This window comes from Candidatus Melainabacteria bacterium (assembly GCA_003963305.1).
Classification (GTDB): Bacteria; Cyanobacteriota; Vampirovibrionia; order Obscuribacterales; family Obscuribacteraceae; genus PALSA-1081.
Genome location: RXJR01000020.1, coordinates 194,647 through 218,871, shown reverse-complemented (window position 1 = coordinate 218,871; position 24,225 = coordinate 194,647). Strand labels below are relative to the sequence as shown.

At 49.8% G+C, this 24,225-nt stretch carries 24 protein-coding genes; 16 read left to right on the top strand and 8 right to left on the bottom strand.

What is annotated here, in order from left to right; all coding sequences use genetic code 11:
* The first annotated feature begins 16 nt into the window (after positions 1–16).
* The 11 genes from EKK48_19920 to EKK48_19870 all read left to right on the top strand — a co-directional run bounded on the left by EKK48_19920 (position 17) and on the right by EKK48_19870 (position 10,827).
* Complete coding sequence (locus EKK48_19920; GenBank protein RTL39311.1) at positions 17–586, top strand: ubiquinol-cytochrome c reductase iron-sulfur subunit; 570 nt, start codon at positions 17–19, stop codon at positions 584–586.
* Entirely contained in the window at positions 579–2,384 is a 1,806-nt protein-coding gene (locus EKK48_19915; GenBank protein ID RTL39310.1) for a hypothetical protein, read from the top strand. The genes EKK48_19920 and EKK48_19915 overlap by 8 nt, the downstream gene beginning before the upstream one ends.
* Before the next feature lie 4 nt (positions 2,385–2,388).
* Entirely contained in the window at positions 2,389–2,760 is a 372-nt protein-coding gene (locus EKK48_19910) for a hypothetical protein (GenBank protein ID RTL39309.1), read from the top strand.
* Positions 2,753–3,127: a hypothetical protein gene (locus EKK48_19905; GenBank protein ID RTL39308.1), complete on the top strand. Its 375-nt coding sequence runs from the start codon at positions 2,753–2,755 to the stop codon at positions 3,125–3,127. The genes EKK48_19910 and EKK48_19905 overlap by 8 nt, the downstream gene beginning before the upstream one ends.
* 38 nt (positions 3,128–3,165) lie before the next feature.
* Entirely contained in the window at positions 3,166–4,338 is a 1,173-nt protein-coding gene (locus tag EKK48_19900) for a 4Fe-4S dicluster domain-containing protein (GenBank protein RTL39307.1), read from the top strand.
* Positions 4,339–4,403: 65 nt separating this feature from the next.
* On the top strand, positions 4,404–4,955 hold the full coding sequence (locus EKK48_19895) for a hydrogenase iron-sulfur subunit (GenBank protein RTL39334.1): 552 nt from the start codon (positions 4,404–4,406) through the stop codon (positions 4,953–4,955).
* Between the two features lie 794 nt (positions 4,956–5,749).
* Positions 5,750–6,385: a tetratricopeptide repeat protein gene (locus EKK48_19890; protein RTL39306.1), complete on the top strand. Its 636-nt coding sequence runs from the start codon at positions 5,750–5,752 to the stop codon at positions 6,383–6,385.
* Positions 6,386–6,441: 56 nt separating this feature from the next.
* A complete protein-coding gene (locus tag EKK48_19885) occupies positions 6,442–6,969 on the top strand; it encodes a GNAT family N-acetyltransferase (GenBank protein RTL39305.1) in 528 nt (175 codons plus the stop codon).
* A 125-nt stretch (positions 6,970–7,094) separates the two neighbouring features.
* The gene (locus EKK48_19880) at positions 7,095–7,430 is read left to right on the top strand and encodes a hypothetical protein (protein ID RTL39304.1); all 336 of its coding nucleotides are present in this window, start codon (positions 7,095–7,097) and stop codon (positions 7,428–7,430) included.
* A gap of 436 nt (positions 7,431–7,866) precedes the next feature.
* Positions 7,867–10,272, top strand: coding sequence for a hypothetical protein (locus EKK48_19875; protein RTL39303.1), 2,406 nt, complete (start codon positions 7,867–7,869; stop codon positions 10,270–10,272).
* A gap of 117 nt (positions 10,273–10,389) precedes the next feature.
* Positions 10,390–10,827, top strand: a complete 438-nt coding sequence (locus EKK48_19870; GenBank protein RTL39333.1) for a YbjQ family protein — start codon at positions 10,390–10,392, stop codon at positions 10,825–10,827.
* A 49-nt stretch (positions 10,828–10,876) separates the two neighbouring features.
* Here the strand turns inward: EKK48_19870 and EKK48_19865 are convergent, their stop codons facing one another.
* Positions 10,877–11,356 carry a DUF2203 family protein gene (locus EKK48_19865; GenBank protein ID RTL39302.1) on the bottom strand — a complete coding sequence of 160 codons (480 nt, stop codon included), beginning with the start codon at positions 11,354–11,356 and terminating at the stop codon, positions 10,877–10,879.
* A 203-nt stretch (positions 11,357–11,559) separates the two neighbouring features.
* Here EKK48_19865 and EKK48_19860 point away from each other — a divergent pair, with 203 nt between their 5' ends.
* Positions 11,560–12,351, top strand: coding sequence for a cyclase family protein (locus EKK48_19860; GenBank protein RTL39301.1), 792 nt, complete (start codon positions 11,560–11,562; stop codon positions 12,349–12,351).
* A 547-nt stretch (positions 12,352–12,898) separates the two neighbouring features.
* Here EKK48_19860 and EKK48_19855 read toward each other — a convergent pair.
* The 5 genes from EKK48_19855 to EKK48_19835 all read right to left on the bottom strand — a co-directional run bounded on the left by EKK48_19855 (position 12,899) and on the right by EKK48_19835 (position 18,886).
* Positions 12,899–13,885 (bottom strand): hypothetical protein, encoded by a 987-nt coding sequence (locus tag EKK48_19855; protein ID RTL39300.1) that lies wholly within the window; start codon positions 13,883–13,885, stop codon positions 12,899–12,901.
* Positions 13,854–14,384, bottom strand: coding sequence for a hypothetical protein (locus tag EKK48_19850; GenBank protein ID RTL39299.1), 531 nt, complete (start codon positions 14,382–14,384; stop codon positions 13,854–13,856). Before EKK48_19850 ends, EKK48_19855 begins: the two co-directional genes overlap by 32 nt.
* 110 nt (positions 14,385–14,494) lie before the next feature.
* Entirely contained in the window at positions 14,495–16,645 is a 2,151-nt protein-coding gene (locus EKK48_19845; GenBank protein RTL39298.1) for a hypothetical protein, read from the bottom strand.
* A 283-nt stretch (positions 16,646–16,928) separates the two neighbouring features.
* Positions 16,929–18,377 (bottom strand): hypothetical protein, encoded by a 1,449-nt coding sequence (locus EKK48_19840; GenBank protein ID RTL39297.1) that lies wholly within the window; start codon positions 18,375–18,377, stop codon positions 16,929–16,931.
* 8 nt (positions 18,378–18,385) lie between these two features.
* Entirely contained in the window at positions 18,386–18,886 is a 501-nt protein-coding gene (locus tag EKK48_19835; protein RTL39296.1) for a DUF4330 domain-containing protein, read from the bottom strand.
* 321 nt (positions 18,887–19,207) lie between these two features.
* On the opposite strand from EKK48_19835, the gene EKK48_19830 reads away from it, so the two are divergent.
* On the top strand, positions 19,208–19,570 hold the full coding sequence (locus EKK48_19830) for a hypothetical protein (GenBank protein RTL39295.1): 363 nt from the start codon (positions 19,208–19,210) through the stop codon (positions 19,568–19,570).
* A 7-nt stretch (positions 19,571–19,577) separates the two neighbouring features.
* On the opposite strand, the gene EKK48_19825 is transcribed toward EKK48_19830, so the two are convergent.
* On the bottom strand, positions 19,578–21,332 hold the full coding sequence (locus tag EKK48_19825; GenBank protein RTL39294.1) for a hypothetical protein: 1,755 nt from the start codon (positions 21,330–21,332) through the stop codon (positions 19,578–19,580).
* A 47-nt stretch (positions 21,333–21,379) separates the two neighbouring features.
* On the opposite strand from EKK48_19825, the gene EKK48_19820 reads away from it, so the two are divergent.
* From EKK48_19820 to EKK48_19810, 3 genes are read left to right on the top strand one after another with little or no spacing between them, the layout of a single operon-like run.
* On the top strand, positions 21,380–22,048 hold the full coding sequence (locus EKK48_19820) for a hypothetical protein (GenBank protein RTL39293.1): 669 nt from the start codon (positions 21,380–21,382) through the stop codon (positions 22,046–22,048).
* Positions 22,039–22,845, top strand: coding sequence for a sulfite exporter TauE/SafE family protein (locus EKK48_19815; GenBank protein RTL39292.1), 807 nt, complete (start codon positions 22,039–22,041; stop codon positions 22,843–22,845). The genes EKK48_19820 and EKK48_19815 overlap by 10 nt, the downstream gene beginning before the upstream one ends.
* Positions 22,846–22,862: 17 nt before the next feature.
* Positions 22,863–23,414: a hypothetical protein gene (locus EKK48_19810; protein RTL39291.1), complete on the top strand. Its 552-nt coding sequence runs from the start codon at positions 22,863–22,865 to the stop codon at positions 23,412–23,414.
* A 15-nt stretch (positions 23,415–23,429) separates the two neighbouring features.
* Here the strand turns inward: EKK48_19810 and EKK48_19805 are convergent, their stop codons facing one another.
* Positions 23,430–24,215: a slipin family protein gene (locus tag EKK48_19805; GenBank protein ID RTL39290.1), complete on the bottom strand. Its 786-nt coding sequence runs from the start codon at positions 24,213–24,215 to the stop codon at positions 23,430–23,432.
* Positions 24,216–24,225 lie beyond the last annotated feature (10 nt).

Below are 24,225 nucleotides of genomic sequence, written 5' to 3'. Positions count from 1 at the left end.
ACAAGGGTGAAGCAATATGGCTGATGGTACATCAAGACGATTCTTATTGAAGACGGCGGCAGCGATTCCGCTGGCTGCTACATTCGGTTTGCTGGCGTCGCCTTTCCTGCGTTTCTTGCTGCCGACCAGAAAGCCGCTCGACGTGCTCGGCAAATCTGACCAGCCAGTAGCTGAGTTGCCTGTGCCGTCGTTCAAAGACAGCGATTTCCCTGAACCTTGGACCTGCTTGCCATTCATGTTCAAGCAGAGCTACATCGAGTACAACCCTGAAGGCAAAGAAGTTCGCCAGATTCCTGGTTTCATCGTCAAATTGCCGACTGGTGACGTTGTCGCATATAGCCGCATTTGCCCGCACCTTGGTTGCATCTTCAATTTCGTCAAAGATCCGTCCGAGTGTGCCAAGGGTTACAACTTCACACCAAACGGTCCAGTATTCGCATGCCCCTGCCACTTGAGCGTCTATGACATCGCAAATGGTGGCAAAGTCGTGAGCGGACCGGCACCAAGACCACCGCGCAGTTTCGAAGTGAAAAAAGTAGGCGAGGAATATCAAGTTCTAAGTTTGGAGGCCGGGGGAATTGCCTAGTACAACTTCTGACAAGGGATTGTCCGGAACAGTCACTGCTGTGACTGACTACGTCAAGACGCGCATAAAAAACATCGATATCTTCGATGAAAGCTATCAGAACGTCGAGGCTAAGACGAATCCGTTCTATGCTCTCGGACCGATTTTTTATCTGGTCTGGTTCATAGTTATGGCCAGTGGCTTGTTGCTGATGATCTGGTATGTGCCCACCAAGCCTGAGGCTTTCGATTCGATTTTCCGCATCCAGACTGAAATTCCATTCGGCGGCTTGATTCGCGGCATGCACAAATATGGTGCAGACGCGATGATTATCGCGGCAACGCTGCGCCTCTACAGAATGTTCATAAATGCAGACTATAAGCCAGGTCGCGAATTCAACATCGCGCTTGGTCTTATTGCTCTTCTGCTCTCGATGTACTCAGGTCTGACTGGATATCTTTTGATCTGGAACCAGCGTGCATTTTGGGCGACCAAGGTGTTTGCTACATTCCCGACTTATATGGATCAATTTCCGGTCATGGGCGATTTCTATCAGCCTCTGGTCAAGTCATTGCATCTCGGTTGGAATACAGCTGAAGTATTGCTGGGTGGTGGCGCCGCCATCACTCAAGAGACGATCACTCGATTCTTCTCTTTGCACCTGGCGTTCTCGTTGATTCCGCTGATCTTCGTCGAACTTTATTTCTACAAAAATGCTTACAAGCGTGTTCCGCTCAACTGGACAAAACGCATCATCGTCGTAATGATGCTCGTCATCGTTGCCATCATCCTGCCTGCTGCGCAGGGTCGCCGTTCTGATCCAGACGTAACTCCGCTGCCGATTCTCTCTGACTGGTACTTCCTTGGTCTGTACCAGATGTACAAATATCTCGAGCCGGTAGTGGCAACTGAAATTACGCTGATTATTCCGATCTCCGTTATTTTGCTGCCCTTCATTGACGTCTGGGTGACCGGTGCCGAGAAAGATATTTCGAAGCGTCCACTGATATTCCTCGTCACACTGATGGGGCTGCTTAACTGGATCGCATTCTCCTATCTGATCATCGTCAACATCGCCAATATTCACGTCGACCCGCCTTACTGGAGAGATGCACTCTTCCTTATGGTCGACATCGGTATCCTCTTGCAATTGGGTCTTATGTTCACGAACAAAGATCCTATCCAGGCTGCTAAGAATGCCAAGGGTGCTCTGGTGATGGCTATTGTCGGGTTGATTCAGGGTATCTGCGCTGTCTGGTACTACTTCATGGCGCGCACTGAAATCTTCTTCGATCCCATGTTGCATGCTTTCCTCTACAGTCTCTGCCGTCCGTTCGGTGGCGAGAACATGAAGAAAGCGGAAGAGCTCGTGCGTGCGCTCTGGTCGACAAACAAAGAATATTGGAACTATCCCTTCGTTCTCGATCCTGAAACGATCAAAAAGATGGGCGAACCGCTGGAGAAGGCAAAGCTGCTCGAATTGCAGACTGTATGCCAACAACCGGCCGGTCTCGATTGGCTCTATAAGCTGATTCCGACTTTCACTCCTGCCCCTCACGCAGAGTATCTAGGTCAAATAGACTTCATGGTCAACAACCGCTGGTGCTTCGACTTCGTGAACTTCGCTGACCGCATGGACGGTGTTAAACAGCCGACAATAACAACCATTTATCCACAACCGATTCCTGATCTGGACTGGTTCTGGATGGTTGCCGGCTTCATCGTTTTCGCCGCGTGCATGTATGGTTGGGTGAAGTTCCGCAGTGCTAAGGCTCCTGCGCCTCAGGCACCTAAAGTTCCGGCGGCATCGGCGTCATAAAGGAATGGAGATTTTGGCCACAGGCAACAACCACTCAGTGAACATTGACGGAGGCGCCGCATCTGATGCCGGCGCACCTGTCGTGTATAAGATCAGCTTCGCACTGAAGACGGTGGCATTCTGCATGGCTGTACTTTCGCTTTCCTGGTTTTTCCAGGGCTGGCGCGAAGTCAATCAAGCACCAGGAATCGCCAGCGTGGCGCTGCTTGTGTTCGGCACTTCGTTGACTCTTTTGATTCTCGGAATCATGGGGTACTGGACCTATTTCGAAGAAAAAAGCAAAGGCACTTTGAAGAAGAAAATCAAACTCTATGAAGACATACATATTCGTCTTCAAGAGGAGAGGAAGCTAAGGAGAAAGGAACATCATGAATAATGATGCCAAGCTAGTTGTGGTCGCCCTGATCGGCGTTGCTGTTGTTGGTGTCAGCTTGATGTTGATGCCCTGGGCCGAATCGGGCTTCGGTTTCGACAAGCCTGCTTTGCCGGCCTGGTCGCAGCCGATTTTTGATAGTCCCCCTTTCACCGGTCTTAAACCTCTGGGTGATTGGGCTCAGCAAAGATTGAGCGGAAAAGTTGATAAGGACGATGAGAGCGCAAAAGGCGTAATCAATCCAATTGCTGCTGGTAATTACACATATGCGATGGCAATGGGTGTGGCGATGATTCTCGCTGCTTTCGCCATCATGTTTGTTGGAAAAGACGATGCAGAAGAGAAATTGATTATTCCGGTGAAGAAGTAGTTGAGCGGCAGTTTCAGGGAAGCTGAAAGAGGAAGACCATGTCGGCATACGAACAACTAATCAAATCAGGGAATAAGTTCTTCCTTGTTTTTGAAGACCTAACAAACAAGATAATGACGAGCAAGTACAACCCGCTCTATTATCACGGCGCTCTGCCTCAGTTTTATCTCTGGGTCTTGTATCTGTCAGGACTGCTGCTTTTCGCATACTACATTCCAACTGTAGATAATGCCTATCTCTCTAAGGCTCTGATCAACGCCTGGACTTCAGTTGAGTACATCAACGATTCGATTCCATTCGGCGCTGTGGTGCGTGGTATTCACCGTTACGCCGGTGACGCCATGGTGATAACGATTTTGCTGCACGCAATTCGTGTTTGGTTCACAGATCGCTATCGTCAGTACCGCTGGTTGCAGTGGTTCAGCGGCATCGTTCTTTTCGTCATGGTGCTCTTCATCGGTCAGACCGGCTACTACCTGGTTTGGGATGAACGCTCTCTGGCTCTCACACGCATGACTGTGTATGCGCTCGAAGGCGTGCCTTTCTTTGGACCTGGTCTGAAAGAGTGGTTCTTGAATGGTGACACCATCTCGAACTACACAATGTCGAACTACCTGTTCATTCATATCGGTTTGTCATTTGCATTGCTGTTTGGTTTGTGGATTCACTACGTGCGCATGACACGCCCTGTGATGACGCCGCCGCCGGCTATCAACTATGTTCTGATGGCGTTGCTGCTCGTGTTTGTGTTCATGTTCCCGATCACCAGCGGCAAGATGGCTTCGTTGAATGGTCCACCTCCGACCGGTTTCGAGATGGATTGGTTCTTCCTTGCTCCTTACGCCTTGATGAATTCGCTTCCGAGCGCTCTCGTCTACTGGTTAGTCGTCGCCGGTATCACAGTAGGAGCTTGCTTGTTGCCGATGCCGTGGTCATTCTTGATTAAGGAACCACCGGTGGAGGCAGCTGAAGTTGTCTTGAACAAATGTGTGGGCTGCAACCTTTGCTATCTCGACTGCCCTTATCAGGCTATTGAAATGGTGCCGGCTCCTGCGAACTCGAGATTCAAACTGCTCGCTACGGTTCTGCCGTATCGCTGCTCGGGCTGCGGTGTCTGCGTAGGTGCTTGTGCGTTCGATGCAATCGATTTGCCGGATCTTCCGGATGCAAATGTACTGGCTCAAGTTAAGCAAATTATGGAAGCGAAATAAGTTCTTCATCGCAGGAGATTAGGGAAGTCGAGATGGCTAACGAAAACAACAGAGTAATAACGCTGATGTGCGAACGCTCAGCAGACGTGAATGACTTACTTGATGCCGACGGTAAGGTCAAAGGCGTTGATGGACTGCACGTCGTTAAGCTTCCCTGCAGTGGAATGGTTCAGCCCAACATGATTGAGACTGCCCTCAAGGCAGGGGCGGCTGGGGTCGTAGTATGCGGCTGCCAGATTGGAGACTGCTATTACCGCGAAGGTAATAAGATGATCCGCGAAAGACTGCTCGGCAATCGCGTGCCTACTCTCAAGAAGGCTACGGATCGTCGGCGCATTCTCGCGCTCTGGTTGTCTCGTCCGCAGAAGGATCGTTTCCTCGCTGATACGGCTGAATTTGTCAAATTCGTAGCTTCTCTGCCTGCGCCAGAGGTTGCGGCCCCGGCTGCGGCAAAGCCGGCTCCGGCAGCCAAGGCAGCTGAAAAGCCCGCTGAAACTAAAGCTGAAACAGCTGAAGCGAAAGCAGCAGAAGACGGCAAGGACGCGAAAGCCGAAGTGCCGCCAGTTCAGGAAAACAAAGGACCGATTGAAGACACGAGCAGTGAAGCTAAATCCTGAAGTAGTCTGGAAGAATCTATCGAACGCCAAATGGGGATAAGGTAATGGCTAAGGAAGCAAAAGTCACAGAGATTCAACTAATCACTCGCTGGGCGTGGTTCTTTGTCTTCTATTTTTTCTGTATCTTGTTGATTGCAAGTTTCGGACTCGTCGCAGAATTCTAGGTCGTCAAGAGTTCGCGAGGCCGTCCTTAGATTTGAGTCTCATATGGAGCGCAGCCGTCCCGGCTGCATCCCATGGTATTTCGGATGTTTGAAGCAGCCGGGACGGCTGCGTTCCATGGTATTTCGGATGTTTGAAGCAGCCGGAACGGCTGCGTTCCATGGTATTTCGGATGTTTGAAGCAGCCGGGACGGCTGCGTTCCATGGTATTCGGATGTTTGAAGCAGCCGGGACGGCTGCGTTCCATGGTATTTCGGATGTTTAAAGCAGCCGGGACGGCTGCGTTCCATGGGTTTTTATTTGTATTTGATCGGCAACAAAACTTCATTGCTGTATCTAAACTATTCACGAAACAATCAGCATTCTGAAAACCCTCTCTGCGCAAGGCAAATCGGCTTTATGGTCGAAATCTTAGTTCCCAGGTGGTACCATTTGCGGCGCGGATCTCTATAATCAAGAATCGCGGATAACCACTCTGCAAGCCGTTTCACAAGGTTTATCGATTGATGGCAGATGCTATATCGGTTGTGAATCGCCTGATTATCTAACAGGCTTTGTTGGCTCTGAGTCCGGTTTTACCAACGATCAGGCAAGTGCTTGATTGAACGCTGAAGTAGAAAGTACGATAAAAAATGAACATTGCAACACTGGAAACAACTGAATCCTCCACGCTTTTTGGCGAAATGCCCGCGCTGGAGCAACATCTCAAATCTAAGCCCGCTGATGTTGAGCGTCTGATCATGCGCGGCGATACGTTTCTAGCCTTCGGTCGCTACGAAGATGCGCTAAAAGATTTCAATTCGGCAATTCAAATCGATCCCAACAACGCCAAAGCATATGCATCGCGCGCTGTCGTTTTCATTCGCACAGACAACTTCGACAATGCTTTTGATGATTTGAAGAAGCAGATTATGTTGGACAAGAACGATGCAATGGGTTACTGCAATCGTGGCGCACTTTTCGTTGTTGTGAAGCGCTTTGACCGCGCTATTGCCGACTTGTGCGAAGCAATTCGCCTCGACCCTAAATGCGCTCCTGCTTTTGCAAATCTGGGCGAAATCTATTACAAGCTCGACCGTTATGCTGATGCTGTGGAATGTTGCACGAAGGCTTTAGAGCTCTTTCCTGCCTCCGGTGAATCGCATTTTTATCGTGGCAAGGCGTTGGAAGCCCTCGGTCTAATTGCCGAAGCTCAGGACGACCTGGACCGCGCTATTGCCATCGGTTACACGCCCGGCACAATCGAGTCTTATTACCGCTCAAACTAACTTTCAAGCCTTACTTCTTGCAGGCTTGACAAGGGATTAATTCCAGGCGAGTATCGTTGAAAGGCGGTACTCTAGTTGAACATATGTTCTCGCTGAGGAAAGTCATGCAAGCAGTAGTCACCGATTTTCGCGCCGAAGACCGTAGCCGTTGGACTGAACTCTGGACGGCCTATTTGCGGTTCTACAAAACAAATCTGCCGGCGGATGTTTTTGATTCCACCTGGGAACGCATGCTGAGCAAGTCAGGCACTCTTCGTGGCGCCGGGGTGCGTGCGACTGAATCGGGACCGTTACTCGGAATCGTTCATTACCTGATGCACGAGTCAGCCTGGACGTCAAAGCAAATGTGTTATCTGCAAGACTTGTTTGTCGATGCCGACGTTCGAGGGCAGGGTCTCGCGCGTCTGCTCATCGAAACGGTTGCGCAACGCGCCAAGGATTTAGATTGCTACAGGTGCTACTGGTTGACGCAAGAGAGCAATGCCCAGGCACGAATTCTCTATGACAAAGTCGGAAGACTGAGTGGTTTTGTGCGCTATGACTTCGATTATGCTCGCTCGAACAGCTCGCCGGCTCCGCGTTAACCACTATCAGGTTCGGCAGGGCTCTTGTATTGGCTGGAAGCGCCCTTAAACCGAAAAATCAATCAGCCACCCTATTTCTGGAACGGTTTTTGTATAAGAACAAGTAACCAGGGGATTAATCAACAATGTTTTTGAAGAGATTTTTGGCCGCATTTGCGTTGAGTATGTTTTTTGTACTTGTTTCTCAGAATGTACTGGCGAAAGGGAAGTCAGCTTCGGAACTTGCTGAGGATAAGGCGATTGCTCTCACCGAGAAAACAAAAGAAGTGCGCGACTGGGAGAAAGCGTTTGGCCCCAGGGGGGTAAACCCCGCTACGCAAGGCCGACCTGGTTTCGACATCGAGTCGCATCATGGCTCGGTTTATGTAGTACACGTTTTTGAAGATAAGCCTGAGCAAGCACTTACTTTCGCCCGCTATCAGGTTAATATCAAAACCGGCAGCGTCAAAAAAGTTGAATAAAGTCGAATAACTCGCCGGAGCACAGTAAGAACTTTCACGGCTGCGTCGATAGTCGACGACTATGCAAAATGAAGTGAGCGTGAAAATATTTGCACCGTGTATGGTGTCTGAATAGAATTAAACTAGCGACAGTCATGAACAGGTGACGCAGTGAAGCTAGAAGTCAAAGTTATAAATTTCGACGTAACCACCACTATCAAGGAATATTCCGAGACGATTTTCGCTCTTAACCGAGATGGTTGGAAAATCTACAAAGAAGGAATCGAACAGGTCTGGCGCACTACGCTCGTTCGTTTATCGTCTTGACGTTGTCCTTCTCTGTTAATTGCTCTGAGAGCACAGCTTGATCGGGAGCTCACACTTTAGAAGAGCTCCGTGAAACACCAAACGATTCGCTGGTTCTTTGTTAGTATTTGGTAATGTGCAATTGCTTAAGATGAAGCTGTTTCGATCTGAGGCAGTTCCTTTGAAACGATACGTTCCGGCTCTATTTTCATTTGTTGCTCTTTCCTCTCTGTTTGTGTTTCCAGCCGATGCACGCCGCTGGACGACGCGTGACACAGTCGAGATGTCTCGAGCGATCGGGCAGCCTCGATTCTCGCCAGACGGCGCGCATTTTTGCGTGACCTCATCTCGTGGTGTGATTAGCATCAACGAAATCGAATCGACGATCTGGTGTTTCGATTCAGATAAGGTGAAGAAATTTTGTGCGTCTGTCTCAGGTGCAACCAAAGCTAATGTCCGTTCGGTTGCTGATTCGATCGTCAAGATTTCAGCACCAACCCTTGATGAGACTGGTTACGCGACGACGATCAGCAATCTCAAATGGGCGCAGAATAGCGATATGTTCTATTTCCTTGCCAGAGGTAGAAAGGCAGAGCGGCGGCTCTTTTCATACGATTTGAAAACGCACCAATCCCATCAGCTCTCTTTCGATGGCAGAGACGTGTCGGCGTTTGACCTGAGTAATGATGCGATCGTGTTCGTTGATTCTAAGTTGCCTGATCCTGCTGATCTTTACCAGGCTGGCCCGGGTTCAGACGTTCCTGATATCGTCCGCGGTGGCGGCGTGTCGTCTACTGAATTGATGTTTCCCAATCTTGGAAAGCTTCGCTACGGACTCGAGCGCAGGCGGCTTTGTTCTGTTGTTGATGGTAAGCCGGTGCCGCTTTTCGAATCAGATTCCAGACAGGAAATCACGTTTCTATCTCTTGAACCGACAGTTTTGATATCGCCTGACGCTCGATACGCTGTTTACAGAGCGCAAGTAGAGAGTATTCCAGCATCATGGGAAAAGTTTCAAACCAGAAGCAAAGATTATCATCCGTTTAAAGCTGACAATCCTTCAGCCTTCCCAGGAGCCCACTCTAAGGTCCTTCGCCCTGAACAGATTTGCATTGTCGAGCTCAAGACTGGTAAATCCAGGATTTTGATTGATGCTCCATTGGGTGTTGATGCTGGCTATCACGAAGACGACCTTACCATCGTCTGGTCGCCAGACGGCAAGAGAGTCGTTATCGCAAATACGTTTTTTCCGCCGCCCAAAGATTCTTCCAGTGCAAATTTCCGCAGTCGCCCCTGTATTGTGGTCGCCAACACTGAAGGATCGCTTGAGTTCGTTGCAGAATTGGATGCGACTGATAAAGAACACATTCCAGTCTGGGACTTGCACTGGGATAAGAGTGGCAGCGCCGTAGAGATTGAAGGAAACGGGTTTTTGCAGAGATTTGAGCGAGGCGCATCTGCCGATAGAGGTGGTGGTGCACTCTGGAGTGTTGGCGCGCGCACTAAGGCTGCTGCAGTCGATTCTTCGAGAAAAGACTTTGAGGTACTCACGTTGCAGCGCTTGAATCGGCGACCGACAGTTGTTGCTTGCCTGGCTGAAGCAGGAAAGTCTATCGATCAGTTGCTCGAGGGAAACAAGTTCCTCACTATTTTGGATCCCGATCCTCAGTTGACAGATGTCGAGCTTGGTGACGTCTCGGTTTATAAGTGGACCGATGCGGAGGGGCGTGAATGTGTTGGTGGTTTAGTAAAGCCGCCCGACTTTAAGCCCGGGGTTCGCTATCCACTTCTTCTGCAAACTCATTCTTTCAATCAATACGAATTCTTTTCGTGTGGTGCTTCTGCAACGGGTTTTCCTGGTCGCGCTGCTGCTGCTCGCGGAATGATTGTGCTTCAATGCGGTGAGCCGAGACGCGGATCTAAATATCGTGGCACCACTCAGGAGGCGGAGAAGGACGGACGCGGCTGTTACGTCGCTGCAATCGAGAGATTAGCGAGAGAGGGATTAATCGATCCCACTAAAGTCGGGATAATTGGCTGGAGTCGTACCGGCTGGTATGTGCTCGATACTCTTATAAATGAGCCTAGATATTTCAGAGCCGCTACACTTGCCGACGCTAACAGCAGCAGCTATGGAGAATATCTGCGCAATGTAGATTTTTCCAATAACGGCAGCAATTATCTCGACACAGATTATTCTAAGAAACCTTTTGGCGAAGGCTTGAAAGTTTGGATCGACCAGGCGTCCGGATTCAATCTCGATAAGATTCATGCGCCGATTCTGGTTGAGTATGACAATCCTTATGGGCTCCTGGATTGGAGCACCTATCCTGTTTTGAGAATGTTGGGTAAGCCTGTCGATTTGCTTTATTTTAGAGATGGCACGCACACAGAATCCAAGCCAAAGCTTGCTTTCGTTGCCATGGAAACAAATCTGGATTGGTTCGATTTTTGGCTCAATAATCACGAAGATTCATCTGCTCCCGCTAAAGTCGAGCAATATCAGCGCTGGCGCGGATTGAGGCAACTGCAAGAGAAGCTGTCATCGACAAACTAGTTACTTCAGCCTTAGATTTTTTTTGTAGAAAAAAAGTGCATTTCAGTTACTGTTGTCCTGGCAAATAAGGAGTTCAGTGAAATGCACATCAAATTTCGGGTACTGTCAGCAGGCGCCATGATTCTGGCTTCTCTAGCCCTATCCCAGTCCGCTGGTTACGCAGGCTCGGAATCCAACATCCAGGGCAGTTTGAACGCCGTTCGCGCGCAGTCTAATTCAGGTTTGATAGTGACTACAACCGATGGCGTGGACGGTTACAAAATAACCAAATACATTGGCATCGTGCGGGGCGTCACGGTGCGTCAGCCAACCATCGGGCAGAGTTTTAAAGCCGGTTTTAAGCAAATCGTCGGCGGCAAGATTCAACCGTTCATTTCCATGTGTGAGACTGCGCGTCAGGCCGCCTACGACTCGCTTGTAGAGCGAGCTAATCAAGCTGGGGCGCAAGCGGTCGTGGGGCTGCGTTATGACAGCTCCGCCTTTTCCAGTGGCAGCGATGAAATGGGCAGTGAAGTTGTTTGTTATGGTACGGCTGTTTTGATCGAACCCAAGTAAAGCCGAACCAAGTAAAGCGCGTAATTTCTTTCCGCCACTATATGTGGTGCTAAAAATATTCATCCAGTACAGCGAGCGGACGGCGCCCGATGAAACCATCGTTGGGCAGATGCCAGAAGTCAAGATCTTTGTCGTCCAGGCGCCAGCACAGCAGATACTGCGTCTCGCCCTTCTCGGCTGGAAAGTCTATCAGCCCCGTTGGAATGTCTCGCAAAATGATGCCCAGATCCGTAATCTTGTGGACCCACTTGTAGAGGCAATCTTCATACTCATGCTGTACCGCAGAGAGTTTTTGTGTGCGCTCCTGAAACCGTGCTCGACATTCTCGTAATCTTTGCAACTCGGCGGCATCATCTTTTGTGGCTTTGACTGTAGCCAACTCCCGTTCAGAGTCTTGAAATTCTTCGTTGACCGCGCGCAGGCGCTCCTCAATTGCCTTAAGCTCATCATTGGCTTTGATAAGCATTTGCTTGACTGCAGGCAAGAGTTCTTTTGCTTGCTCAATTGTGAATGTTTTTTCGTATCTCATCGCGGTCGCCCATATCGAAGTTGAGGATATTATGGCAGGCTCTCAGCCATTCAGCGCAAGAGTCGAGCTGTGCTTCATTGATCTTAGTGGTGCACGGTTATCTCATGTTGTTCTTGTAAATCTCGGACAAAATAGCCAGACTATTACGGTCTCGATGGCAGTGGCTGCCCACTTTTAGCTGCCAATTAAAGGGTATTGATTAGATGACAAAAATTGTTGACCTGACTCGTCCGTTGGTAATGCTGGATAAAGATAAGTTTCCCGAATCGCTATCGCCTCTTTATCGCATAATCTCTCCAGACATTGAGTTTGTCGGACACGCCGAGGGCGCCAAAATCATGGGGCACATTTTTGGATGCAGTGATAGTGACCTTCCAGAAGGCGAAGGTTGGGCCGAAGATAACGTATCTATTTCCAGTCACCTGGGCACTCATGTTGATGCTCCGTGGCACTATGGCAGCAAGTGTGGCGGGGCGCCGGCGAAGACTGTTGACCAGATTCCTCTTGAGGATTTGTATTGTGATGCTGTGGTGCTTGATATGAGTGCGAAGAAGTTGACCGGACAATCTATTACTATTGAGGACGTGCAAAAGGCATTACAGGCGGTGTCATATACAATCAAGCCTGGTGATGCGGTGCTGATTCGCACCGACCATGATAAGTTCGATCTGCTTGACCCGTCACGCTACGCCTATCCCGGCATGACCAGAGAATCTACGCTCTGGCTGATTGAGCAGGGCGCAAAAATCGGCGGTACTGATGCATTCGGTTGGGACCGTCCATTCACGGTGATGGTGCAAGACTTTCAAACCAGTGGTGACAAGTCGAAAATCTGGGATGCGCATTATGCTGCAAGAGAGAGCGAGTTTTACATCGTGCAGCAGTTGGCGAATCTGGATAAACTACCGCCGCACGGTTTCAAGGTCGCGTTTTTCCCTATTCCGTTCGTTGGTGCTTCGGCCGCGCAAACCCGCGCGGTAGCATTTCTTCAATGATCAAAGATTGGATTTGCTCAGGTTGCTGGCGCTCACTTATCGTGATGGTTTAATCGGATCCATTGGCTGACCAATCGATGGTGCGCTCCATGCCCGCGAGACGGGTGCGCTCCATGTCCGCGAGACGCCGCGAGCGCTCCGTATTGTTTCAACGATTTGCAAAAGAAGAGAGGGGCTGTGTAGTCTGCCAACTAACACTTGCCCCTCTACACTTTTTAAAACTGGCCGCCAGATGAGTCGGTTGGTTAATCTTTCTCGTGCTTTCACAGAGCCTGGCGGCTGCTATAGATCATCGTATCCTCATGCCAACCCAAATTGCCTAGGGTTTTTACTGGTTTCCACCTGCTGTAAACCTCGTTCTCTGAAAGCCCCATAGCTGGCAGCTTCTGGAGCGACCTATAATTCAAAGTGTTTCGAAGAAATTTTTGATACCACTAATCAAGTGGTATCAAAATTGAAAAGTTTGGATGGTGACTTTAATTTTTGGTTGAAAAGAACTGGTGAGAAATGCTCTGGTACGAAAATGCTCTGGAAGTTTTTGCACGTTTTATTTCAGATCGATGTATACCACCATATCTGGTTTCACATTGATGTTGCTGGGTTTGTTTCGCCATAAAGACACCCAGACACGGGCAGGCAAAGCTTTGTATTTGATTTTGTCGATGGCGCGTACTTCCGGGCTCATGTTATTGCAGCCGCCGGCAATTCCGCACGTGCCACCACAATGTATGTATTGACCGATTTTCACAGCCTCAGCCGGCGGGTGATTGATGTTTTCGATATTAAGAGAGCGTGCCGTATCGATGTAGATCCAGTTGAGATTGAAATCGACCGCGTTGTAAGCGACGACTCCGAAGGCTGGTGTTATCTCCTGTGAGCGCATCTTCATGCGCCAGTTATATAGGTCTTGATTGAATTGTGAAACTGGATATTCAACCTGCATTAAAGACTGCTGGGGCCACCACTTAATGAAATTTGGCTGCCAGCAAACCGGAAAGTCGCTGCGCTGCCAGTCTTCATCGTGAACCTTGTCTGGGTCCCAGATTTCTACAACTGCTGGATTTGCACCGGCAAGAAGAAATGGGTTGGCAATGAAACGCGATTCCTCCGCCGGTCCGAGGGCGCTGTTGGAGCCTGGACCCCAGATGCCCTGACCTGCAAGTCCCCACCAGGGTTTGTTGTCTTCGATAGCGCCAAAAACTTCCGCCGATGGCTCATACGGTTGTGCCACCAGATTTGGTGTAAGAGCTACATAGTGGCGTCTCAGTTCTAAAATTTCGGCTTTGCTGCGGAAGTTCAAATCGATTGGCTTCTGAACAGGAATTTCCAGCCCGGTACTGATGGCCTGGTCGCCAATCAATAACTTGTTTTCATTAGCTTTCCCGGGGGCACAGCCTAAGACAGGCAACATAAAAGCGCCCAGCAGCAGAGCCGCTTTGGTGAGCCGGATTTTTATATAGTTTCCGAACCAGTCGCTGCTGTCTACACTCTTATTCAGAAACTTATTTATTGCGTTGTGAATAATCGATTTCAATTTCCGAATTATTGCCGTCTCTGCGACCCGTGCAATCGTTAACCGAAACGGCGCAGTTAGCATTCTTCAGCTGGGCAGTAACGACCTGCCCATCTGCGAAGGTGATCTTCCAACCATACATGTTAAGGGTGTTTTTGTACCAATCCAGAACAAGCTTGTGATCTTCCTTGGTTGCAAAATGCATGACATAGCTTGGTCCTTTGTCGGACGGATGCACTGTGCCCATAATAAATTTCGCGTGACCTGTGAAGTTTGGCAAGTTCGGCAGATCGACTTTGTCTTTCAGTGGTTCGATTGCCCAGTCGTTTGGTGGGGTGGTTTGAAGGCCGCCCTTCCGCTGAGGCTTCTGCATGGCCGTACCAGTTGCTGATTTAGTTGGAGGATAAGCTTTCTGTGCCGGCAGCTGAGCCAATGCTGGAAGGTTGCAGACAGCGATTTGCAGAGTGGTTGCAAAAAGCGCCAACCGAGATTTCAAGATTTTGTCGTCCACAATATCCAATTCGATTCTCCGTTATCAGTTGTGTTGGTGCATAGCACTGCATTAGAAACCGGTCCCATCTAGATCATACTAGACAGGACCGGTCTCATGCATTTCACAGTAGGTTCGGACTAGTTTGGTCTGCTGAAGTTTTCAACATTACCAGTGGTCGTGTTGGCAAACTGGAGTTTTCCGAGCAGGTTTTGATATCCACTTGAAAGTACCCAGGTTGCGTGGTCTTGTCCTTGCAAGTTGCCGCTGTGGTTTTCGTATGGGACTTCATGCAGGTTGAGGTCTGCTGGGGTTCCACCGATTGGCACGTCGATCAAGTTGCCTGTCAAACCGTATTGGCTCACACAAACGGTATTGGTATCGTTCGGATTGCCGTCAGGAGTCGCACCCTTGTAGGTAGGAGGTTGCGTTTCGCTGATGATCAGTTTGTTGGTTGTTGTATCCAGGTAGATGTAGAAGGTCTTGCCCATTGGCAAATCTTGTTGCCATAGTGCAGCGATCTCGGCTGGCGTCGCGTCTGGTTTGATTTCATAGCAGCGCTCGCTCATTGAAGCGATGATCTTAGCCTTCGTGCAGTTTGTGTAACCAGGAGCTGCTGTTGCACCTGTGACCTGGTCGAGTAGTGCATCGATGGTGCCTGTTCTCTGGATTGGTGCATCAAAGTAAGGTGTTGGGTTGGAACCGTAGACACCGTTCGGATATACACCCAATCCGCTGGTACCACTAGGTGCACTGATGCTTACGCTCTTAGCACCGCTCTGGAAGGCTGCGATTACTTGACCCTTGACCAGATCTACGTTTGAGTACATCGGTAGAGAGTCGCGTGGGTCCGTTCCGGCTCCAGATACTGGAGTGCGGCCGTAAGCGCCTTCCATGGATGACAAGAACTTGTCGCATGGGTAGCCCCAGTTGTTCTGCTGCAACAGAGTCAGGCAGTTGACTGGTTTGTTTTTGATCGTCAGCAAGAACGCATCGTTTGTCGCTGTTGTGCCAGCTGCAGACGATTGAGTCGTTGTGAAGATGGTGTTGTTCGCGAATCCGAGGGTCGGTGGGTAGAGCGCTGGATCGTGTCCGTTAGTGTCTGCACCGGTTGAGTTGTTGTAATCGGCCCATGCATTTACGGCACCAACGTTGGTGGTATAGGCAGCACCGTCAGCACCGACTGGTGCAACTTCGATGCCCGGTCCGTTGTACAACTCCCAGTTGAAGATGTTGTCGCTCTGGTCGAGTCCTCTGTACCCTGCAGGAAGAGTGTTTCCAGCTGGGTTTTGAATTTCGATGTAGCCGCCAGGGATGGCTGCCGGCCAGTCATAGTTGTTGTTGGCTGTGTTCAGTTTGACTGCACCGACGATTGCTGCGGCAACTGCACCACCGACTACGCCTGATTTCGATTCAGTGGAGCTTGAAGCTACGCTGAATGCGTTAGGCGGAATGTAAGTAGCAGGAGCTGCGGCGGCTGCGTCGAATTCAGTTTTAGCAACCAAGTGGGGGTTCTGTTGAGGGAACACGGGGACGCCCATGATGCTTCCTACGCCAGGTACGACTATGTTCTCGTAACCAGCAAGGTAGCTGCGTTGATATGTACTGGCGGGCGGTTTGAGCTGAGCCGATGCTGTCTGTGTGTTCCAGTTGCTTGGAAGATCACCGACACCACTTGGTGTGCCTGGCACGGAGCCTGGCAAACTGGCTGCATAGAAGTACACGTTGGTCGATTGCTTAGGCTTCATGAAAGCTGTTACGTAAGTATTGGCTTTCGAAGTGTCGACTTTGACAGGATTGTTGCCCCACATTCTGGTGTCGTTTGCGACTTTGTCGAAATAGGAGGTTAACTGGTTATCCTGGAGTTTTGCTCTCAAGTCTGTGCCGAGTCTGGTCAGCTCTGCCAATACTTTTGCAGCATTGCCATTTGCTTGAGTCGAGCCGGCGGCTGTTTCTGCCTGAGCGTTCAAAGCCACAAGCAATGCTTGTGCAACGCATCGGTTGTAGGTCAAAAGCGTGATTCGCTTGGTTGGAAGAGGATCAGCGCATTGAACAAAGTCTGGATATTTCGATGGGTCGCTATCATCGATAAACACACCGACGTTCGCGTCTTTGGTGCTCATCACGTTTTTCGCGATGTTCAAAGCGCCTGCGTCAGTAGCGTTGGCAACTTCTCGTCCACCGCCAAAGATTTTGGCGAGGAAGAAGCAGCCGATTCCTACTACGATAATGACAAGCACGCAGACTGCGACCAGCCCTAGCGTTGCTCCTTGTCTTCTACGGGATTTCATGTGGTTGGAACCCTCCTGCCCTACTGTGAATTGGCTTTATGAGTGTTTGGGGATCTGATCTTGGGAAGTTGTTTAAACCAACCAGTCAGATATTAGTAAACTGCTAATATTATCTTCCTTTAAGGAGCCGGAAATTGTCAACAGTAGGGAACTTCCCCGATTTTTGACTTTAGACAACCCCGTAACCTCCGTATACTCATGCTTTGCAAGCGTAGAAATATTAGCTGGCTCTAATATTAAGCCCTGAAGTTCGAAACTTTTTCGCCAAAATTGAATGATTTAATCAATTATGAGTTCTGCTTAATGGTTTTTTGGAGCCTTTGCTGTCAGTGACGATCAGGGCTACTGCCAGCCAGAAAATGAAGTGAACTTGCGGGCGATAAAAGACAGTATCGACCATTCCCTGCGCCATCAATCCTATTAATGCTGCAGTCGCCCCGGCAGTAAGCCATTGCTCTAGAGAGAGTTTGTTGCTGCTGTCGGCATTCGTCGACCAGAAACTGATGTGGGCTCTGGCAAACAAACTGATTAACAAAAGGGCGAAAGCAGCCAGTCCGAAAATGCCGCATTCAACTGCCACTTCCAGCGGCACGCAGTATGTGCCCAGAGCGTCGAATCCGCTCACCATGTAGAGCCCGTAGGCCAGTCGGAAAACCTGATTGCCTGGACCGATACCGATCCACCAGTTGTCTAGAAACATACGCCAGGATGCTATCCAGACGTTGATGCGGTAAGAGTTAGAGCTGTGCTCTCTGCCTGCGAAGATGGAAGTGACTCTCTGTTCGAACGACGGCACGAAGTGCAATCCGAGTAGAAGGATGACTGGCACTGCAATGCTCAGAATGACGATGAATATTCGCGCCTTTGGCTTGAGCACCCAGAACCTTGCCACTGCCATCCAGGAAATCGTAGCGCCGGCCGCAGCGATTGCCAGGTAGCCACCACGACTGCCTGTCAGAACTATCGCCACACAAATTATCGCTGCCGAAACCAGGGCGGGAATCGAGAGTAAAAATCGACCCGAGCTGAGAGCGCCGAAACCCAGTGCTAGAGCCAGCGGACAGATTGGGATGAGGTAACCGGCTAGGAGGTTTGGATTTCCCAGCCACGAAAATATGCGTGTGCCTTGAGATTCAACCGTCGGGTCTTCCCATGTAGCCAGAGGTTGAACGTGATTTCTGAACTGGTCGAACCCGTAAAGCGATTCCACCACACCCGCCAGAACCAGTATTGAAACAAGCACCAACTTCCGTTTCGGAGAGTCTCGCAGTATCGCCGTGAAGTAGAAATAGCTACTTATATAGACGATGATTTTCTGCAATCCTTTTATAGATGGAATGAAATAATGAGACGCACATGCCGCAACTATATTGATGGCGAAAAATATCAAAACGATGATGTCGACTGCGTTCGATCGTCTTGATTCTTTTCCGCCCAACAGATAGCCCAGTGTCCAGACGGCGAAGCCGCCCAGCGCAATAATTCCCAGGCCGCCTTTGTCTTCTGCGAACTGACGCATGCCGAGCGCCGCAAACAGAACCAGCGCAGACAGATATCCAAGCATCTGCAGAAGTGAACCGGCTTTTCGCACCGCATCGCCGTCGATTTTCGACATTGCTGACTTGAAGGCGCTGCCCACGCCCACTATCGCTGAGCTTTGCACTGCCTTCTGCCAGGCAGAATCAACGTCGTTCAACGAGGCGAGGTTGGCGATTTGAGAGAACACTTGCATGATTACAGTTACTGAATCGGTTTGATGTCTGCAACGACGCCCTGTATGCGATATTTAAAGCCTTCCAGGTCGATTTGATTGCCGATTTTGATTTTGTTGCCGCGGATGACGAAGCCATCAGCTGTTTTTTCCGCTTCGTCGCCTACTGTGACAAGAAAATCGTTGGCGATCGGGTTGGCTGGGTCTGGAAAAGCCAGTACTTTCTTGCCGTCAGGCGAGAGGAAGGTGACCTGCTTCGGCGTATGGCTGACTGCGAGAATCTTCATCGCAGGCGTGACCGGCTGATTGCGAATAGTTATTGAGCATGGATCGCCGACTTTGAAAATGTCCAGGTCTTTGGTTTTGACCCCTGTTATACAAACGTCGATGGCGACTTTATTTACGCCCTCTACGACCTTGTCCACACCTGCATGTCCAGCCTTTGCCAATCCGAAACCAGTCGCTGAGAGCAACAAAATGACGACGACCGCTGAGTCTATTGGGTTCAGTTTCCTTTGAGCCATTTTCATACCTCTTTATGACTGCGTGCGCAAATTGAGCTGGAGCGCCGTCTTCAAGACGGTCTGAGGCAGAGTATGCCGACGCTCCAGTTCATGATACCTAAGTGCGAGCGGCAAAATATTAGCCTTTCGTTCTTGAAGGCAATCCTATATATATGATCGAACCCTTTATTTATAGAGTTTTCTATTGGGAAGATTTCCTGGAATCGTGGCAGGAAAATATTTTGAAATTCTTGTGGGGAAACTACGTAGAGGCGTGTCTAAAAGCGAATCAATCTCGATACATCTGAATACGTTGAGCGGGCGATGATTCCCCCAGGAGAATGAGAGATGACTTTCGAACAGCACAAAATTGCAGCAGTACCAAATGAAGCACAAGGCGACAACGGCTTGGACCTGACAAGCGTTTGTCCTGACCGTGCCACTGTCGAGCGATTTAATGCCAGCCGTATCGAGCGCCGGCCGGAAGTTCATGAGTTGCTTGCTGGAAACGAAGAGCTCGTCAAACAGGCGACTGAGTCATGGAGCAACATTCTCACTAAGTTCGACAGACTGCCGATAGCCTACAAAGAAGCTTTGCTCGAGTCATTCGCTCCACACATGTACGGTGATAATGAAAACTATCCGATGTATAACCGTCTCGTTGACAAGCATCAGGCACAGCAGATGGCAGAGCGCTCAGTCTTTGTTTAAGTCCTGGTTAGTTCTCAGGAAGATTGAGGCGTTCCAGATTTTCCAACATCTCTTTCTGGCTGGTTACAGCTGTGCCGGATTTTCGAACTACTATTCCTGCTGCTAAATTTCCTAAAGCCATGGCTTCTACGAATGTCGCGCCAGATACAAGGGCCAGAGCCATTGTTGCTACTACAGTATCGCCTGCGCCTGTTACGTCGAACACGTCGCTTCGATTGAAAACTGGAATTTCCACCATCTCCTGACCCTGTTGAAACAAAGCCATGCCGTGTGGACCACGAGTCACAAGCAGCGATTTAGCATTTGTAGATTTGAGAATCTCGGCTCCGGCTCGACGCAAGTCTTCGCTCGTTTCCAGGGCGTATCCGACTGCCTTTTCAGTATCCGGTTGATTCGGCGTCATCAAGGTCACGTCTTTGAATCGAGAGAAGTCGCCCTGGGCATCGACGATTACAAGAATGTTGGTTTTCTTCGCTTCTTCTCGGCAGGCGTTGATAACGCTTTCCGAGATTACTCCGGCACGATAGTCCGACAAAACAATTGCTTTGTAGCCGGTTGTGGCGTTGCGCAACTTGGTGACAAGTTTGTTCTCTATTTCTTTGCTCAAGGGCTCATGTGAAATGCGGTCCAGGCGCAAGAGTTGCTGCATGAGCGAGTGCGACTTGGAGACGATTCTGGTTTTGACCGTAGTTGGTCTGGTTGGATCTTTGACGAGCGCATGAGTAATGCCGCACTCTTCAAGGACGCTTTCGAGCTTGTTAGCGTACTCATCGTCACCACAAACACCGATGGCGTGGCAGATGCCGCCCAGAGCAGAGATGTTGTGAGCCGTGTTGGCTGCGCCGCCTGGAATCAGCTCGGTGTCGACGTGTTCGAGAATAAGCACTGGAGCTTCGCGCGAAATCCGCTCGGGCTTGCCTTCCAGCAGTTCATCGATGAGAAGGTCACCGATGACAATTACTCTGCCATCGCTCAACCCCTGAATTCGTTTCCGTAAAACACTTTTCGTCAGGGAAAGCGGCACCGCAGATGGTGTGATCGTGGTACTTCCCATATCTGCTGGATGCATGCGCTCCAGCTCTGAAAAAACTTGCTTACCTAACATATGCTCCGGGTCGATGCCTAGGGAAAACTCCACTGCCTTTTTGGCTTCATCAATATAACGCAGATGTTGATAAAGTCTGGCTAGATGAAGTGTATTTGAGAGTAGATCCGGGGTGTTTGTGGCATTTTCAATGGCCCAGCGAGTCTGCTCGAGCTCCAGAACCTCAGCTGCGGTGAGGTTTTTGTCGTCCTCGCGGGCAGTATTCTTTAAAAAATTATCGACTGCAACTTTAAGTTCACCGATTGGTTTTTCGTCGGGTTTGATGAACTCTGATTTGCGTAATTGCAAAAACTGTGGACCACCGGGCGCAAAACTGCTTATACGAGATGTATTTGAGATATCTTTCGTGTTCGCCCACTTGAATTCACGAGGCTGTTCGCTCAGCGATGGATTGGCTTTTTGACCTGACAGTTCTCGCCCGAGCTCTGGCGTCAGACCCTTGCTGATGAACTTGTTCAGGTCGCTGCCGGGCAGTCTGGCTTTGCCGACCTGACCTTGATCGATGGCAAACGCTTTCGACTCGCGGGATACGAGGTCGTCAAGTGAAAGTCTCTGCGTCTCGCTGCTCTCACCTTCAGCTTTCTGCGTCAGCTTTTGATCTTTCGAATCTGATTCGGAATCGTACGGATTAGTCATTGGCTCAGCCTCAATCATCATTGTACAGCCATGTTAGAATTCTTTCGTAAGCGGAATTGAGGTTATGCATGAGCAATGTTATCTATCGCAGTCAATTCCTTTTTGCGATTTTCTTCGCCCTCTCAATTTCGGTCGTAGCCGCCCCTGCTCAGTCGTCAGACCCTTCCCTCAGACCGCCTGTCAGTGCCGTCTCGGAAACGACAGCGACCAAGACAACAGATACGCGCACCGGTAACACCATGCGCAGCAGCAGCAGCAGCACACGCAGCACCAGTGCTGATACCACCACCGCTGGCGCTTCCAATGCGAGCGCACCAGTTACAGCATCTGTTTCGAAGAAATATTCTACGACCGATGTTAGAAGCGATCGCCGCACGGCCGTACAGATGGCTAAATACCACTGGCTTGATAAAGTTGCTCAGTCTGATCCAGGCATAGTGGCAGCGATTACGACGCACTACACTGCCGCTCTGGAGTTGGCCAAGCATCCTCGCCTTGGCGAAATCGCTGAGGCTGACCACTACTTATGCCGGCGACTGACTAAATGGAAAACAGTAGCTCGTCGCCTGGCAAAAAATGGTGAAGCCGACAAAGTCGTCGCGCTAGACCCGGAGGGCATGTATCGCGCTATTCGTAGAGATAAAGCGACGGCCCGCAGACTTGTAAAAAATCCGATGTTCGATCAGATGGTTTATGACAATCCCGACCTCGGTAAACTCGTAGCGGCATACATGTGACAATCGATCTCGTTTCTACCGTTGAAACTTTTCTGATTGGTTTACTTACTGGTATCTTATCTGGTGCTTTTGGAGTCGGCGGCGGCATTTTCTGCACTCCGGTAATACGCCTTGTTCTCAACGTGTCACCACATGTGGCCGTAGGCACGACGATGGCGTTGATTATTCCAACTGCCATTGTCGGTGCCGTCAATTACATCAAACAAAAGCAAATCGATTTGCGTCTGGCGAAGTTGTTAGCTCCTTCGGCGGTGCTGGGAACGGTGCTCGGTGCGGTCGGCACTCACTACGTGCAACCGGTTATTTTGATGATTCTGTTTTCGATTTTTGCCAGTGTTGCAGGTTTAGACCTGGCTCTGGGCATAGGCGAGTCATTGACGCGAAAGAAACGAGAAAGCAATGCTGCCGACTATGAGGTTGCGCCCGTCGTTCCCACTCATGTAGCCATTGGCATTGGCTTCTGGGCGGGTTTTCTGGCGGGGTTCTTCGGGGTCGGAGGCGGCTTTATTCTCGTGCCGTGTCTTCTCTACACGTTCAATATTTCGGTGAAGGCGGCATTCGGAACCTCTTTGCTCGTTATCGCTGCTGTGTCGATTCCGGGGACTTTGACGCATGCCAGTCAGGGGCATATGGATTTTCATCTCGCCCTCTCCATGGTGGCTGGTGCCGTGCCTGGCGCATGGCTTGGCAGCCTGCTTTCTTTGCGATTGAAAGATTCTTTTCTTCGGAGAGGTTTTGGTGTAGTGATGCTGCTTATGGCTGTTATGCTTGCTCTAAAAGAACTGAACATAATTTAGATGCGTAAGAGATTGACGTGTTTCATTTTAAACTTCTAGAACTCGAAGCTGAGCTGATTGCCAAAGAAGAAGCGGCGCGCGGCGTGACAGAAATGACTGCCGAGTGCCTTTATCTATTGCAGTCTATCGAGTCTGAAATTGGTGTCAGTCTTGCCGCGAAAGTACCTCAGAACTGGCGAGGTTGGCTGACTTACAAACGTAAAAATGATGCCTTGATTATCTGCCGTGGGCGCGCTTTTGCCGCGGGCATGTTCGGTAAATGCAAAGCCGGTTTTGATGCGAGCGGAGGCGGCGACGTGATTGCCGACTACGAGCGAAATTTTGATGTCACCCCTTCCCAGGATATAGACCATCTGCTCATCAACTTCGGCAAAGGTGAAAAGACACGCATCTTCCTCTGGTATGGTGAGGGAATAGCAGCTTATAAGCTAATTTTCGAGGCTGCTGTCGACCCATCGCCTGATGTTCAGTTGCAGGCAGCTGTTGTCGAGGCCTGCAGTTGGATATTGAAGCGTCCTAAACAGACCACTCTTTCGGAATATTTGAAACAGCAAGTGAGCGAGAGCTGAGCGGATTAGCCTGGTCTATTCGACCGGATTTTTTTCATCAGCTACCACTTTGATTGATTGCTTGGGTACAGCATTTTTTGCGAATTCGAGCAGTTCCATGGGGATCGGAATGATCACTGTTGATTTCTGTTCAGATGAGATCTCCACCATGGTCTGCAATTGTCTCAATTGCATTGCGCCCGGTTGAGATGCAATTACATTGGCTGCAGCTGCCAATCTTTCAGCTGCCTGAAATTCTCCTTCTGCAGCCACGATTTTGGCTCGCCGTTCTCGTTCTGCTTCAGCTTGTCTTGCCATGGCTCGCTGCATCTGCTCGGGAATTTCAACGTCTTTCAGCTCGACTGCGATAACTTTGATGCCCCAGCCTTCAGTTTGTCTGTCGATGATATCTGACAGCTTGGCGTTGATTGCATCTCGCTCCGTCAGGATCTCGTCCAATTCGTGTTGACCGAGAATGCTGCGCAATGTCGTTTGCGCAATCTGATTCGTGGCTGTGATTGGGTCTTCGATTTTGGTTACCGCTTTGTACGGATCGGTAATTTGGAAGAAACACACCGCTGCAGTTTTACAGGAAATATTGTCTTTGGTGATAATTTCCTGCATCGGAACGCCCATCGTGATGATGCGCAGATCCACTTTTTTCGTATTCTGAATACCGGGAAAAACTACCTGAATGCCTGGTCCAATCACATTGTTCACTTTGCCAAGAGTGAAGACGACCAGCCTGTCATATTCTTTGATGACTTTTACACCGGAGAGAACATACAAGACTGCTGCTGCAATTCCTAGTTCAATTAACACGTTTCGTTCC

Bases quoted from the DNA above. Each gene is read 5' to 3' on its own strand.
- EKK48_19900 (RTL39307.1), top strand. From the start codon at position 3,166: ATGTCGGCATACGAACAACTAATCAAATCAGGGAATAAGTTCTTCCTT.
- EKK48_19890 (RTL39306.1), top strand. From the start codon at position 5,750: ATGAACATTGCAACACTGGAAACAACTGAATCCTCCACGCTTTTTGGC.
- EKK48_19875 (RTL39303.1), top strand. From the start codon at position 7,867: ATGAAGCTGTTTCGATCTGAGGCAGTTCCTTTGAAACGATACGTTCCG.
- EKK48_19870 (RTL39333.1), top strand. From the start codon at position 10,390: ATGATTCTGGCTTCTCTAGCCCTATCCCAGTCCGCTGGTTACGCAGGC.
- EKK48_19825 (RTL39294.1), bottom strand. From the start codon at position 21,332: ATGATGATTGAGGCTGAGCCAATGACTAATCCGTACGATTCCGAATCA.
- EKK48_19920 (RTL39311.1), top strand. From the start codon at position 17: ATGGCTGATGGTACATCAAGACGATTCTTATTGAAGACGGCGGCAGCG.
- EKK48_19895 (RTL39334.1), top strand. From the start codon at position 4,404: ATGTGCGAACGCTCAGCAGACGTGAATGACTTACTTGATGCCGACGGT.
- EKK48_19880 (RTL39304.1), top strand. From the start codon at position 7,095: ATGTTTTTGAAGAGATTTTTGGCCGCATTTGCGTTGAGTATGTTTTTT.
- EKK48_19860 (RTL39301.1), top strand. From the start codon at position 11,560: ATGACAAAAATTGTTGACCTGACTCGTCCGTTGGTAATGCTGGATAAA.
- EKK48_19905 (RTL39308.1), top strand. From the start codon at position 2,753: ATGAATAATGATGCCAAGCTAGTTGTGGTCGCCCTGATCGGCGTTGCT.
- EKK48_19820 (RTL39293.1), top strand. From the start codon at position 21,380: ATGAGCAATGTTATCTATCGCAGTCAATTCCTTTTTGCGATTTTCTTC.
- EKK48_19835 (RTL39296.1), bottom strand. From the start codon at position 18,886: ATGAAAATGGCTCAAAGGAAACTGAACCCAATAGACTCAGCGGTCGTC.
- EKK48_19910 (RTL39309.1), top strand. From the start codon at position 2,389: ATGGAGATTTTGGCCACAGGCAACAACCACTCAGTGAACATTGACGGA.
- EKK48_19865 (RTL39302.1), bottom strand. From the start codon at position 11,356: ATGAGATACGAAAAAACATTCACAATTGAGCAAGCAAAAGAACTCTTG.
- EKK48_19830 (RTL39295.1), top strand. From the start codon at position 19,208: ATGACTTTCGAACAGCACAAAATTGCAGCAGTACCAAATGAAGCACAA.
- EKK48_19840 (RTL39297.1), bottom strand. From the start codon at position 18,377: ATGCAAGTGTTCTCTCAAATCGCCAACCTCGCCTCGTTGAACGACGTT.
- EKK48_19845 (RTL39298.1), bottom strand. From the start codon at position 16,645: ATGAAATCCCGTAGAAGACAAGGAGCAACGCTAGGGCTGGTCGCAGTC.